At 61.6% G+C, this 12261-nt stretch carries 13 protein-coding genes and 3 pseudogenes; 6 read left to right on the plus strand and 10 right to left on the minus strand.

Features of this window, described 5'->3' with window-relative positions:
- The first annotated feature begins 82 nt into the window (after nucleotides 1–82).
- Complete coding sequence (locus MNOD_RS11015) at nucleotides 83–757, plus strand: class I SAM-dependent methyltransferase (RefSeq protein WP_015928946.1); 675 nt, start codon at nucleotides 83–85, stop codon at nucleotides 755–757.
- Between the two features lie 212 nt (nucleotides 758–969).
- Nucleotides 970–1185 (plus strand): annotated as a pseudogene (locus tag MNOD_RS46315) (IS5/IS1182 family transposase); the annotation flags it as partial.
- Nucleotides 1186–1454: 269 nt separating this feature from the next.
- Here MNOD_RS46315 and MNOD_RS11020 read toward each other — a convergent pair.
- The 3 genes from MNOD_RS11020 to MNOD_RS46320 all read right to left on the minus strand — a co-directional run bounded on the left by MNOD_RS11020 (nucleotide 1455) and on the right by MNOD_RS46320 (nucleotide 4899).
- Complete coding sequence (locus tag MNOD_RS11020) at nucleotides 1455–3656, minus strand: glycoside hydrolase family 3 N-terminal domain-containing protein (protein ID WP_015928947.1); 2202 nt, start codon at nucleotides 3654–3656, stop codon at nucleotides 1455–1457.
- Between the two features lie 402 nt (nucleotides 3657–4058).
- Nucleotides 4059–4241 carry a hypothetical protein gene (locus MNOD_RS41315; protein ID WP_050783307.1) on the minus strand — a complete coding sequence of 61 codons (183 nt, stop codon included), beginning with the start codon at nucleotides 4239–4241 and terminating at the stop codon, nucleotides 4059–4061.
- A 319-nt stretch (nucleotides 4242–4560) separates the two neighbouring features.
- Nucleotides 4561–4899, minus strand: coding sequence for a Rap1a/Tai family immunity protein (locus MNOD_RS46320; RefSeq protein WP_015928949.1), 339 nt, complete (start codon nucleotides 4897–4899; stop codon nucleotides 4561–4563).
- A 196-nt stretch (nucleotides 4900–5095) separates the two neighbouring features.
- Between MNOD_RS46320 and MNOD_RS48910 the strand changes: the two are divergent.
- A pseudogene (locus MNOD_RS48910) lies at nucleotides 5096–5203 on the plus strand (SOS response-associated peptidase); the annotation flags it as partial.
- A gap of 131 nt (nucleotides 5204–5334) precedes the next feature.
- A complete protein-coding gene (locus MNOD_RS11030) occupies nucleotides 5335–5670 on the plus strand; it encodes a hypothetical protein (RefSeq protein ID WP_043748487.1) in 336 nt (111 codons plus the stop codon).
- A gap of 263 nt (nucleotides 5671–5933) precedes the next feature.
- Here the strand turns inward: MNOD_RS11030 and MNOD_RS11035 are convergent, their stop codons facing one another.
- Both MNOD_RS11035 and MNOD_RS48915 read right to left on the minus strand, forming a co-directional pair.
- Nucleotides 5934–6254 (minus strand): hypothetical protein, encoded by a 321-nt coding sequence (locus MNOD_RS11035; protein ID WP_015928951.1) that lies wholly within the window; start codon nucleotides 6252–6254, stop codon nucleotides 5934–5936.
- Nucleotides 6255–6371: 117 nt separating this feature from the next.
- A pseudogene (locus MNOD_RS48915) lies at nucleotides 6372–6628 on the minus strand (hypothetical protein).
- A 295-nt stretch (nucleotides 6629–6923) separates the two neighbouring features.
- Here MNOD_RS48915 and MNOD_RS42965 point away from each other — a divergent pair.
- Both MNOD_RS42965 and MNOD_RS48920 read left to right on the plus strand, forming a co-directional pair.
- Nucleotides 6924–7889, plus strand: a complete 966-nt coding sequence (locus tag MNOD_RS42965) for a TAXI family TRAP transporter solute-binding subunit (protein ID WP_244424704.1) — start codon at nucleotides 6924–6926, stop codon at nucleotides 7887–7889.
- Between the two features lie 260 nt (nucleotides 7890–8149).
- Nucleotides 8150–8482, plus strand: a complete 333-nt coding sequence (locus tag MNOD_RS48920; protein WP_244424705.1) for a DUF5602 domain-containing protein — start codon at nucleotides 8150–8152, stop codon at nucleotides 8480–8482.
- A gap of 481 nt (nucleotides 8483–8963) precedes the next feature.
- Here MNOD_RS48920 and MNOD_RS11050 read toward each other — a convergent pair whose 3' ends face one another.
- From MNOD_RS11050 to MNOD_RS11065, 5 genes are all read right to left on the minus strand, one after another.
- The gene (locus tag MNOD_RS11050) at nucleotides 8964–9179 is read right to left on the minus strand and encodes a hypothetical protein (RefSeq protein ID WP_015928954.1); all 216 of its coding nucleotides are present in this window, start codon (nucleotides 9177–9179) and stop codon (nucleotides 8964–8966) included.
- 580 nt (nucleotides 9180–9759) lie between these two features.
- Nucleotides 9760–9981, minus strand: a complete 222-nt coding sequence (locus MNOD_RS11055; protein ID WP_015928956.1) for a hypothetical protein — start codon at nucleotides 9979–9981, stop codon at nucleotides 9760–9762.
- A 91-nt stretch (nucleotides 9982–10072) separates the two neighbouring features.
- Complete coding sequence (locus tag MNOD_RS11060; protein ID WP_015928957.1) at nucleotides 10073–10354, minus strand: YARHG domain-containing protein; 282 nt, start codon at nucleotides 10352–10354, stop codon at nucleotides 10073–10075.
- The gene (locus MNOD_RS46330; RefSeq protein WP_015928958.1) at nucleotides 10351–10545 is read right to left on the minus strand and encodes a ribbon-helix-helix domain-containing protein; all 195 of its coding nucleotides are present in this window, start codon (nucleotides 10543–10545) and stop codon (nucleotides 10351–10353) included. The genes MNOD_RS11060 and MNOD_RS46330 overlap by 4 nt, the downstream gene beginning before the upstream one ends.
- Nucleotides 10546–10635: 90 nt before the next feature.
- Nucleotides 10636–10944 (minus strand): hypothetical protein, encoded by a 309-nt coding sequence (locus MNOD_RS11065; protein ID WP_015928959.1) that lies wholly within the window; start codon nucleotides 10942–10944, stop codon nucleotides 10636–10638.
- Nucleotides 10945–12261: the final 1317 nt, after the last annotated feature.

Genomic DNA, 12261 nt, shown 5'->3' on the forward strand with positions numbered 1-12261 from the left:
CCGATCAATCTGCTGCGGCGCATCCATCGCGCTAGACGCGCCAAGGTTTCCCCCGCGCGGCCGCGATGATAGGTGTGAGCACATGCCCGAAGCACTCTCGACCGCCGACCGGAGCCATCCCGGCCAAGCCATCTACACCCGGACGACCCTGGCATTGTACGATCTCGTCGTGCTCGGAATCTCGAACACCTTGGTGTGGCGGTGTCCTACTCGCGAGATCCTGCGTCTTTACGATCACTACGTAACGGACGAGCACCTTGACATTGGGGTGGGCACGGGGTGGTACCTTGATCGTTGCCGGTTCCCGAGTTCGCGGCCGAGACTAGGGCTGTTAGATCTCAACCCGCACTCACTCCGGGCGGCATCCCAGCGCGTCGCGCGCTATCGACCCGAGCAGTACCAGGCGGATGTGCTGCGGCCGATTGCGATTTCAGCACGGCCGTTCGGGTCGATCGCGATGACCTACCTGCTGCATTGCCTTCCGGGTGCAATGGCAGAGAAGGCGGTCGCCTTCGATCACATTCTGCCTCTACTGCGCCCGGAAGGGGTGGTGTTTGGGGCCACGCTTTTGTCGAGAGGCGTGCGGAGAACGCGAGCGGCGGAGCGACTCATGGCATTCTATAATCGAAAAGGCGTGTTCTCGAACCAAGCAGACGATGCAGAGAGCCTGAGAGAGGCCCTTCAACGGCGTTTCTCGGAAATCGATGTCAGGATCTTTGGCTGCGGTGCACTTTTCGTCGCCCGCAAACCGCAGTGAACGGCCTCTGACAGGCGGCTGGAATGCGCTGTGCTCTTGAAGCGGTCAGCGTTTCGCGATAATCACCTCTCCATCATGGCGTAACCGATAACTGAATATTTGCCTACGCCTGCTTTTTGGTCGGATGCGGGCGAGCTTGTATCGCTGCACCCGCCGGTTGGTGGGAGGGAGAGACGGGTGTTCCTATCGCGGCGACGCGAGCCGACCTCTTCGCTGGAATGAACCGTGTCGTGGACGTGGTCCTACGGCCGCAATGTGCGAAGGGCTTTGTGCTTCTGCCGAAACGGTAGCGGATTGAGCAAAGCATCGGTGCTCTCACGGTGTCGCGCCGTCTCAAGCTGGACTACGATACGCTGCTTCATATCTCGGTGTCTGCCATGTTTTTCGCCTCAATAACGAGGCTTCTTGCGTCTATCACTATGAAATGATCCTTTCCTAACGGAATCTGAGCCCGCCCGATCCAGCCGCGGCGGGTTTCTTTGTTCGGAGGTTGGGCATCAAGCCGTCCGGATCCGACCCTACTCGGACCGCACACGAGACACAGGCGAACCGGTGCTCCTAACCTGTTCCAGACATTCGCGAGGCGTGTGCCGAGCGTCCGAACCCGGGCATGTTCCGGATGTTTGATTTCTGGGCTATGCCTCCGCACAACGCAGCGAAAACAAATATCATTCAGCCAAAAATCGGGGCAGGTCTTCTATTGTAATGTGGTCTCGAAGTGAAAATGACGCTCTATTTCTACAACCGTGTAATCTTTAACAGCAGAATTGCTCCCTATAAAGATCTGATATTGACCAGGCTCGATGATAAGTGCTCCGTCCGGGTCATGAAAGCCAAGATCGCGTAGAGGCACGCGGAAAATCACTGTCCGCGTCTGTCCGGGCTCCAGCTCAACCAATCTCATTCCTCTGAGAAGGCGCGTCGGGCGGCTCCGCCGGGCCACAGGCTGGCGAATGTAAAGCTGTGCGACCTCGCGGCCTGGGCGCTGGCCGGTGTTCGTCACCGCAATGCGTACGCTCAGCTCTTCGTCTATCGACCCGCCCTCGCCGAGGCGTGGCGTTTGCAGCTCTGGCTTGCCGTACGCAAACTGCGTGTAGGACAGGCCAAATCCAAACGGAAAAAGTGGCTCGGGAGACTCATCTGCATAGCGCAACGTCCAGCGCATGCCTGGGTCATGTGGCCGCCCACCCGGCAACCGATCATAGGTCAGCGGCAGCTGCCCGACGGTTCGCGGCCAGGTAATTGGCAGCCTGCCTGCTGGGCTCTCGTCGCCGAACAGAACCTCGGCCACGGCCGAACCACCCTCTGTGCCGGGAAACCAAGCCATCAGCACACTACCCGCGTGCTGAAGCGCAGTGCCGAGTTCGAGGGGGCGACCGCCTATCAGCACAAGGATCACAGGCCGGCCTGTCTGCGCCAACTCCGCAAGCAATTCCTGTTGGAAGCCCGGCAGTGTCAGGTATGCTCGGGAGGATCCCTCGCCGGACAATGTACGCGGCTCACCGAGTACGGCCACGATCAGATCGGCCTCCCTGGCTTCCGCGACAGCGGACGCGAAGCCTGCCCGACTTCGGCAGAGGGGATCGCAGCCTGGATGTGTCGTCACCGTCGCCCCGATAGCTGCCGCACGCGTTTCAAGGCCCTTCAGAATCGTGATGGTGTCCTCCGGGCGTCCGGCTCCCTCATGCGGGCCAAGTTGATCCCACGCCGCATCGGCAAGCGGGCCCACGACAGCAATCCGCTTTGTCCGGGCGGGATCTATCGGAAGCAGTCCATCGCGGTTCTGAAGAAGAACGAGGCTTGCACGCGTTGCTGCTCTGGCCAAAGCTCGTGCCGAGGGGCTGAGGAGTGCACCCGCTGCGTCCCTTGGCTCATACGCCGGACGCTCGAACAGACCGAGGGCGAGCTTCATCCGCAGCACTCGACGAACTGCCGCGTCGAGCTGCGCCATCGTAACTCGGCCCGCCCTCACCTCGTCTGGCAAGTGGCGAACGAAAAGGCCGCTCGTCATGTCCACATCGACGCCAGCCAGGAATGCCTTTCGCGCCGCCTCTGCACCGTCGCGAGCGACGCCATGGGCAATGAGCCCCTCCACGGCCTGCCAGTCGGCTAGAACGACACCACCGAAATCAAGCTCCTTACGCAGAAGCTTGACGAGAAGATCCGCGTCAGCCGAAACAGGAACTCCGTTCAGGCTGGTGAGAGCGGTCATAACCGCCTCGCTTCCGGCTGCAATAGCGGCACGGAAGGACGGAAGATGAACGTCGTGCAGGTCAGTCGGCACGACCCGGGTTGCATCATAATCTCGGCCACCTTCCACAGCACTGTAGCCGATGAAGTGCTTCACAGCGGTCGCCAAGCCGCCCGCCCGATAGCCTTCGACTTGAGCCTGCGTGAGCTGCGCACCAAGCCAAGCATCCTCCCCTGTACCCTCGATGATGCGGCCCCACCGCACGTCGCGGGCAACATCGGCCATGGGGCTGAATGTCCAATTGAGCCCGATGGCTCGAGCCTCTTGAGCCTGCGCCTCAGCGACACGGCGCAGAAGGTTGGGATCGAAGCTTGCAGCAAGACCCAATGGAGGCGGAAAGATGGTTCGATAGCCGTGAACAATGTCCAATCCGATCAGAAGAGGGATGCCAAGCCGCGACGATCGAGCTATGGCATCTATCTCGGCAATTAGGTGCTGGTTGTTGAAGTTGACCACGGCGCCAGCTTGGCCCTTGCGCACGGTCTCTGGATCGAAGTCAGGGCCAAGTGAAACTAGATTCAGCTGTCCTGCCTTCTCTTCCAGAGTCATTTGCCTGAGGAGCGTCTCAATCCTGTCCTCAATCGAATCCGCACGCACTGGCAAGTTTGTGAACAGAAGGAAAGCGATCAGGAGGGCAGTGAGGAACATCGCCGGGCCGACCGTCGCGAAGCGAATGCACCAAGAAGCGGGTGCAGGCGCCTCTTAGTTCCAAGATACGTCGATAGCATCCCGATCATCTGTGGACCAGAGCTCGAACTGTCCGATCGACCGCTGAGCTGATCGAGAATCCCCATCGCGGTCGGGGTAAGCGCTACCTGTGGCCGCGCTACTGCGCAGCACTCACCGCAAATCTACGATTGCCTGCAGCCCTCACTCGGCAGGGCCGTCCCCCAAAGTTAGGAGTCGCCTATCGGCCATGACGCGGGAGGACATTATTCTGATCTTGTTCTACTCAAAATGAGATAGTCCACATCTTGCTCTTCCATGGATGGGAAAATTGTGGTTCTGCCACAACGGCAGAGTCTCCCCATACCTCGCAAGACCCTCGACCTAACCCTCGTCTAGCTGCGCGCGCTCGCCCACACCGCGAGCGCGCAGGATCTCGCCGCTCTCCTTCACAGGGTCCTCGACCGCTATGGCGTAGAGCACATGCTCGCCGGCACCATCCCCGATCCCGGCGTCTCGCCAGAGCGCCAGTACGGCCACGTGCTCCTCGACGGCATGCCGCGGCATGGATCGAGCGCTACGCGGCCCTCCGGCTTGGCGCCCGGCCGCGCGTTGACCGGCTCAGCCGTGCAGCGGGTCGTCGGCTGGCGGCCGCAGACCGATTCAGCTTCCGATAGGATACGCACCGGCCGTTGGGACCGCGATAGCCCGGCCCGCCCTTGCAGCCGCACCCGGAGCAGGTTTGCGTTCTTCCGGCCCTGCAACGCCGTTTCGAGCCTGTCCTCGACGCTACGAGGCAGGCGGTATCCTCCGGGACATGGGTGCTCCATCAGGATGCACCTGCCGCCCGGATCCCCGCTGACCACAGGCATGGCTCCGTCAGCGCTTACGGCTTGCAGGGCCACGCCTCGTTCAGAGCCTCCACGACGAGATCAGCGGCCCGCTGGGCGCGTTTTTCCGGATGGCTTGCGAGCCATTCGCAAACAGTATCACGAACTTTTCCCTCAGTGATGCCATCAGGCACGCAGAATTTGACCTTGCTGCGCGGGTATGAAAGTGCATGTTCATAGACGCCTAGAATGTACCCTAGCGCGCTTCCACGGGCGTAAAGCTCATCGAATGCTACGCAATCCACGTACAGTATTTTGCCACTGATTGCGATTGCTGGCTGAATGGCTGTTTGAAGCGCCAGGGTCAGGCCCAAGACCAGCACGCATCGGCGCATGACCGCATCTCCTATGCACGCTTCCGGAATGGCCACCAGCTCTGCACCCTTGTGTCAGAGCCATCATCGAGGGTTGGTTATCGCACCCAGACCTCCATGGCTGAGAATTTAAATTCCGGAGCCAAGGCCACATTCACGGTTGACGGCCGCCGCGCAGCAAGGGGCTGACAGGTGTCACCCGGCTACGATCCGGCCCATATGCAATCTCTACAGCCTCTCCCGGTCGCAAGACGAGATCCGCCGCAGCTTCGGGGGCGTGCGCGACGAGACCGGCAACCTGCCGCCGCTGCCCGGCATCTTCCCCGTCCCCTGCCGGACGACCGGATGATGGAGGTGGCGCGCGGCGAGCGGCGGGACGGGATGTGATCGCCTGGGCTCCGTCCCAGGCGTCCGGGTCTTGACCGCCGATCGGAGAATATGTTCCTGATCTGTTCTATGAGATCCGGGCGAGGCATCGGTGGAGCGCGCGTCACCTGTCCGGCGCAGTACCCGTTCGTGATCGTCCGCGTGGCCTGCGGAGTATGCGTCTCGCGGCGCGGCTCTTACCGCCTCGCACGGCTGGCCGAGAAGTTCGGCGCCGACACACCGCTGGAGCGCGTGCTGGAAGGCATCGCCCATGACTGCCCATACCCGCCGCCCGACAAGGTGCGCGGGAATCAGTACGTGCCACGCTGCCACGCCTACTTCCCGGACCTTATCGATGCACCGAGGCCGCCCGATCTCCCGCCCGGCCTCGCAGTGCTGAAGGTCGTACAGGGCGGCAAGAGCTGACCGTCTCGCAGGGGCGGCGGCCCGGCGCGCACGATCCATGGCCCGTTGTGCCGATCTGGATCAGCCTTTGAGCCGCTTGTTGCACTCGCTCCAGTAGCCGCCGCCCTTCACGATCCAGATCAGGCCGCCGTTGCCGGTGCCGCCTGCGGCCTTGTTGGCGGTGGCTGATCCAGGCCCGTTGTCTGCCGGGCGGTGCCGGCGGGCACGTCGGCGTAATGCCCGGCGAGAGATGGACCCTCGCCGGGCGCTGTGCGTCGCGTTGGTTACCGACCGCCACCGCCGGCGCCGCTGCCACTGCCGCCACCGCCGCCCTGCGGGATGGCGCGCTCCGGCTGATCGGCGTTGCTGCCCGCAGCGGGATCGCTGCTGATCTGAGAGGCCCCCGTCCCGCCCGGCGCGACGGTCACGTCCGGGACGGTGCCGGTCGTGCCGGGTGTCCGACCCACGGTCCCCGTGGTCGCCGGGCCGGGCGCGACAGGCGCCGCAGAATCAGGCGTGGCGGTCCCGGCCGGTGCTTGAGCGAAGGCGACACCCGCAGCCGCGATGAGGACGGAGGTGAGAGCGGCGAAGGAAATCGAGCGCATCTGACGGTCCTTTCGTGAGGTCTCACCCTCAACGCAGGCCGGCGGATGCGGTTCAGGATCTTGCCACGCAGACACCAAACAGCGCGCGCATTGCGCCACGATTGCGTGCAGGTGCGGCTATGCCGGTCTAGCCAGCAGAATCGCGGTCCGCACCGCCATGCGGCGCTGCGCCTCGGGTGCATTCTCCCGTGCGAGCACCTCGCGGGCATAGGGTGGGCCAGCACGACCGCGGCGAGGTCGAGAGCGGCCCCCTCCGCGATCAGCCGCATGCCGGGCGTCGGGTCATCGAGGTACTCACGGACGGCTGCGTCGATCTGCTCGTCCGTGACGTGCTTGGCCTTGTAGAGTTCGCCGATGGTCGGGGTGCCGGGCATGCGAAGGCCGCGCGCTTGCTAGCTCAGTTCAAGCTTCACAAGTTCACCGTAAATGCTCGCATAGCTCGACATGGGCGAGCGCGGCTCTTGCGGAGAACCAAGGTCTGCGTCAAGGTGGTAACCATCCGGATGTGCTCATACATCTGGAATGCGCACTTCCCAACCTAAACGGTTTAAGAAAATGCGTGGTGCGAGCAAGCGGTATCAGTGTGGCGCTGCCATAGCAAGTTGGCTCATTGTTGGTCAAATCTTTTGCGCCTCCGCTGTCATGGCTCAGACTCAAGAGCGGGCGCTCTTGACGAAGACCCGTGGCCGAGTCGACCCGCATACAGTTGGCATTGTCACCACAGCAGGTACCGGCCAGAGGATCGCAAACGAGATTTCCGCCGTTATTGCCGCTGGGCAGGAGACTGGCCCAAGAGGTGAGATGGCACTGCGTGTAGTAGCTACGGTCGGAAGTGGGGGAATTCAAGACATCCGCGACCTTCTCACAAAACCCGGTGTCGATATGAGCATCACTCCAGCTATTTTGGTCGATTTCGTGCGAGCCACCAAAGCGCTCAGTGGCTCCGCGCAGAAGATCGTCTATATTGCACCGCTCTACACCGAAGAAGTCCATGTCATTGCGCGCCCCGATATTCAGAGCATAGCTGATCTTGCTGGTAAAGCTGTTAATCTAGGAGCTCCGGGTGGTGCGGCTGACATTTTGGGGCGTGAGCTCCTCAACAAGATGAACCTTAGGGTTTGGCCGGTTAACATTGGTCAGCATGATGCATTGGAGAGGATTCGGACTGGCGAACTCGCAGCTACCTTCATTATTGAAGGTAAGCCACTGTCTTGGCTTCACGAATACAGACGAGATGCGGGATTTCATCTTGTTCCTGTGCCGGCATCGCTAATTGTTGACGATGTGTACTTTCCAACCACCCTAACTGCTGATGACTACCCCAACCTCATAGCTCCGGGGAAGTCCGTCGAAACTGTCGCGGTGCTTACGGCGTTGATGGTATATGATTGGCCGGAACGAAGTAACCGCCGCCGCCTGCTGCAAAGCTTCGTCTACAAGTTCTTTTCGCACTTTGCCGAGTTTAGCACTGCGCCACATCACCCGAAATGGAAAGAAGTCAACCTCGCTGCAGTGTTGCCAGGATGGAGGCGCTTTGGCCCGGCTGAGAGCTGGCTCCGCCAGTATCGTGGGGACGATCCCCAGTTCGGCTCTGTACAGTCAGGGGCTCCACTCCCGTCAGACAAACTGCGGTGAAGTGGATGAATCGGTTTCGGTCCTTTCAGATCCATTTGTGGGAGCAAATCATGGTCTTGTTACCACTCGTATTTTCTGCAATGCTTTCATCTGTTGCTTGTGTTAACGCACAAGAAAGGCAGATATGTATTAAAAGCTACGATCTTAGTGCGGCGAACGTTGCTTGGACACGGCTGAAATCGAAAAGGCAATCAGTTCGTTATCGAAGGAGAGATCATCAACATTTCCGCCGGTCACATAAGAGACCTAACGAGCGCAGGATGAGCGAGCAACAGGGATATAGGAAAGTGAGCTCCCTAGTGAATCTTCCTAGCTTTTTGCCGGGAATTGGCGTGCTGTATGTTAGGCCTGAGACTCTGCCGGTGGGGCCTTTCCGCGCCTTCGACCGGCAAGATCGGTTGGTGAGCACAATTTATATGATCCCCATTGAGGACTTCGAGAATAAAAAGACCTTCGATTTGCAACGCCCTGCCGGCAAGGGGGATCATGTCACGATGTACTTTAACGCTGGTCATGCTGGCGTTGAGATGCCGCATTATCACATTGTCATCTGGCACGTTAGCAAGAAGGACGAGGCACGCGTGGCACCGTAGGGCAAGAAGCGCCGTGTGGGCGCGCCGCCATTCCTGTGTTTTCCTGCAATGTGTTTACCATTGACGTGAGTGTAGAACCAGAAACCCTCTGTATAAAAGCGGGCTGAGCGAACCTCGCAGGCGGATCAGGCGAGCAGTTCGCTCTCTACCAGCTCGTTTGGAGCCTCGTTGGTCGCATCAGCCCGCCCGATTCGCCGTGGCGGGCTTTCTTTCTGTTTCAGCGCGTCTCATCCGGCCACGGCACGTCCAGCCCGGCCACCTAGAGCCGTGCCCGCCCCGGTTGGGTCGGATCACGGCTCTGAGCGTTTGATGTGACGCGCTCCCTTGCGCCGAACTGGTCTCCACTTCGGCGGGGAGCGCTCTAAAGCTGCTTCCGAAGTCCGACGCCCGGCCCCTCGCCACCCTCCTCAATAAAGAGGATCCCAGCGGCTTCGAGGGGGTCTTATGATCTTCGTCTAGCGTAGTGAGCAGCTGATGCCCGTCATCCCCGCTGAGCGTGAAGTGCGGCCTCCAGCTCGCGGCAGCGGGTCGCATATTCCCGGACCAGAGCATCGACGTGTCCGAGGACGTTCTCATATGCTTCCCTCTGGCCCTCCTCATTAGCCTCCTCAAGCCACTGCGCGAATTCTTCCCGCAGCGTGTCGAGGATCTCAGCGCCACCCTTCAGGTTCTCAAGATTACGTTCAAGCTCGGACATCTTCTGCTCCTCAGTCTCATTGCTGGCATCGGACTGATTGCATCTGAAAAACCTAGCATGCGGACCTGCATCGTTTATGCTCCGCCGCACATATGTTGAGAGTCGCTCATTGTCCACGACTCCTGAGTACGTAAGTTCGTCGTTGTATAGGCTTTTCCGCGGTCATCGCCCTTAGGGCAGCCTTTCGGCACTGACACAAGGCAGGTCATCACCTTGTCACCCACCCGCGAACGCCCGACTTCGGGCACATACTCGTAAGACACACCATACACACCGTTTTTCAGCTGCACAGTTGTCCCCTCGTCAACGCCGTCGCCTTTCGGCTTGACGAGCTTGTCGCTGAATCGCGTTCCGATGCGGACAATGACGGAGGCTGAGCACATCCCTACCTTGCTAGGCGGCCGAGCGGCTGCGGGGCCAAGTAGTGTGACGGCCATTAGGGCGCTGCCAGCGAGCGAAAGCACAAGTCGTTTCATTTCAGCCAACCCTTGGTCTTAAGGCTGATCATCTGGCCTCCTGCTTGCGGAGGCGAACGCCAGGGAGCCCCCGCCATTCTCCGCGATGAGGATGACGCCGCGGCCTATGGCGCCGACTCGCTTATCATCCCTCTCGGCATGTAGGGTTGGCCGGCGTCGAGAAGCACGCGATCGATGCTTTCGATGGCGGCGATGACCTTGGTGAGCGCCTCTACGCTTGAGAGGTCGAGCTCTCCCGTTCCGGCGATCCTTCGGGCGAGCAGGAGACGGCTTCTCGCGAGCTGCTCACGAGCTTGGGTGAGAGCCTCGATCTCGGTCGATGTCATCGGCTTGCCTCAGCCATTCAGGTTGCCCCTGATCATTCTCAGGCGTTGCCATTTCGGAGGCGCACGCCTGCGGCATCGAACGCGGCTGGTGCTACGGCGGGCACCCCCTCGCGCGCTCGAACGCCTGGATCTCAGCTATGGCGGCACGCTGACGGGCCGACAGCGGCACATCGGCCTGATCGTCGTACCGGCAGCCCGCATTTCCGAACGTCCGGATCGCTCGTGGCGTCTTGAAGCAATAGCCGGCCTCTTTGAAGAGGATGTTGCGCTGGTACCAAGCCTCCTCGCACGACTGTGCGAAAGCTGGGCCAGCCTGCGCCAGTGAGAGAAGGACGCACGTCGCAGGCGCGACGAGGATATGGCGCCGCTTCATTTCAGATAGCCCTTGACCTTGAGGTGCTCGGCGACTGCCTCCCGGATAGCTTCGGGCCGCGACGGCTTCGGATCTGGATGATCTGCTATCCAGGTATCGAGAGGACTGAGCATCGCCGGGGGCACGCGCACGGTAACCGGGGTGGCGTCAACGCGGGGGCGACCGCCCTTGCTTTTCTCGGTTTCTGACATTCACAACCTCGGTAGGTTTATAATGTCAGAAACCGTCCGGAGGAACAAGGCGTGGTGCTCTGACCAGCCTCGCCCCGGTGGATACTGCGTCTACCGCCCGAACTCCCACACCGGGATCCCCCGATACTGCCCCGGCTTGTGCCGTGGGACGGTCCAGAGGTGCTTCCGCATGAAGTCGGCCCGCACCTGCAGGACCGGGCAGGTGCACGGCATCAGCACGCCCGACCAGTCGCCGTGGATCACGCCGGACTGAGGGTGCACCCCGAACAGGGTGATCGTGTCCCAGCAGAGCCGGTCAGCCTCAGGCCCGCAGTCGTCTACGAAGCGGCGGTCATGCGCGCCCGCTACGGATATGAGCCGGGCGAGGCGTTCAAGCGCGAGGAGCTGCAGTGCGCACATTGTCGCCCGTGTAAACGAGAAACAAGAATTTTCACCATGCGTGCCCCTCTCCGTGCTTGGTGCATAGGCGTTCAATATGCCACGCCTGTGCTGCTGCCACTTCGACCGAGGACAGGAGGCGGCGGGCGTAGCGCCCGAGCTGCTCCGCGAAGACGACCCCGCAGCGGAACAGACCTCACCGACCCCCGATTGACTCTATCGGGCCACTCTAACCCTCATGTGGCCCCATCGACACTGCCGGCCGGACGGTCGCATCCCCGTGCCGGCATTTTTTGGCCGGCGCCTGCCCGGCTCGGGTCGATAGATCAGCGCAGTAGAGCCGCCCGCCCGCGAGGCCCCGCCAGAGGCCGATTGACTGGCACTCCACAGCCGGCCAGCGCGAGGCCCGCGCGAGACCTTCGGAACACTGTCTGGAGGGGCGGTTTCGCGTTCCAAAGGCTCGCTTACGCGCCCGGCGAAGCTTCACGCGCGCACGGCCGAGGTGAGTGTGCCGGCGCACAGAGACCCGGGATCAGGCTTGGCAGATTGCCCTCATCGCAGCGGCGCCAACCGCCATAGACCCGGGAGTGAGACGATGAGCTTCTTCAAGACCGCCTCCGCCGATCAGACCAAGGGTGCTGGAGCGGCTGACGAGATGGCCTGCTCCGAACTCTCCCTCAATGAGCTAGACGGTGTTTCGGGTGGTACGGGGTGGAGCGCGGCGAACTTTCACCCGCCCGTGAATGCTCCCGCGCCGTCCTGGATCCACCCCACCGGCCTCTATCCCGCCACTCCGAGTTGGTCGACCGTTTCCCTCTCCCCGGGGAAGTGGGGCCACTGATCGGCCGATGAATTGGGCCGCCCCTCTGCGCGGCCTTTCTCGTTCTGGGCCGGTACGCAGTAGCCATACTACCGCTTACGCGCTGCTGATGCGGCGATCCTGCCGACGATCGGGGTAATCCGAAAGGTTTCTTGTCTGGAGTGTTCGGCCAAGTACAGTTCTACCCACGCGGGTGAAGCAGGCGACGGTCAGGTCCCCCCTGATCGGCGGCGGGGCAGCACCGTCCCACCCGCTCCATAAGGGCCATTGCGCACCCACCGCGCCTCACGCGTGCGAGGCTGAGCCCCCTTCAACTCGTCGCCTTCAGCCTCCAGGGTGAATGCCGTTCGCCCTCGTCGAGGCTACCAAGCCAGCTCACTTTGATTCGCGCAGGCACAGGTTGGCCGGGACCTCACGCTCCTTCGTCGTGCCGTCGCCTGTGACGGCCGCTCCGCCTCCCGGTCTGCTGGTCAATGACGAGGTGCAGCAGGTGCTCCTCCGCTTCGCCAGCCTGAACG

Origin of the sequence: Methylobacterium nodulans ORS 2060, from assembly GCF_000022085.1 — a bacterium.
In the GTDB taxonomy this organism is placed as follows: Bacteria; Pseudomonadota; Alphaproteobacteria; order Rhizobiales; family Beijerinckiaceae; genus Methylobacterium; species Methylobacterium nodulans.

Excerpts from the sequence above, each read along its gene's own strand:
- MNOD_RS11015 (WP_015928946.1), top strand. The coding sequence starts at position 83 with ATGCCCGAAGCACTCTCGACCGCCGACCGGAGCCATCCCGGCCAAGCC.
- MNOD_RS11020 (WP_015928947.1), bottom strand. The coding sequence starts at position 3,656 with ATGTTCCTCACTGCCCTCCTGATCGCTTTCCTTCTGTTCACAAACTTG.
- MNOD_RS41315 (WP_050783307.1), bottom strand. The coding sequence starts at position 4,241 with ATGCCGCGGCATGCCGTCGAGGAGCACGTGGCCGTACTGGCGCTCTGG.
- MNOD_RS46320 (WP_015928949.1), bottom strand. The coding sequence starts at position 4,899 with ATGCGCCGATGCGTGCTGGTCTTGGGCCTGACCCTGGCGCTTCAAACA.
- MNOD_RS11030 (WP_043748487.1), top strand. The coding sequence starts at position 5,335 with ATGAGATCCGGGCGAGGCATCGGTGGAGCGCGCGTCACCTGTCCGGCG.
- MNOD_RS11035 (WP_015928951.1), bottom strand. The coding sequence starts at position 6,254 with ATGCGCTCGATTTCCTTCGCCGCTCTCACCTCCGTCCTCATCGCGGCT.
- MNOD_RS48920 (WP_244424705.1), top strand. The coding sequence starts at position 8,150 with ATGAGCGAGCAACAGGGATATAGGAAAGTGAGCTCCCTAGTGAATCTT.
- MNOD_RS11050 (WP_015928954.1), bottom strand. The coding sequence starts at position 9,179 with ATGTCCGAGCTTGAACGTAATCTTGAGAACCTGAAGGGTGGCGCTGAG.
- MNOD_RS11055 (WP_015928956.1), bottom strand. The coding sequence starts at position 9,981 with ATGACATCGACCGAGATCGAGGCTCTCACCCAAGCTCGTGAGCAGCTC.
- MNOD_RS11060 (WP_015928957.1), bottom strand. The coding sequence starts at position 10,354 with ATGAAGCGGCGCCATATCCTCGTCGCGCCTGCGACGTGCGTCCTTCTC.
- MNOD_RS46330 (WP_015928958.1), bottom strand. The coding sequence starts at position 10,545 with ATGTCAGAAACCGAGAAAAGCAAGGGCGGTCGCCCCCGCGTTGACGCC.
- MNOD_RS11065 (WP_015928959.1), bottom strand. The coding sequence starts at position 10,944 with ATGTGCGCACTGCAGCTCCTCGCGCTTGAACGCCTCGCCCGGCTCATA.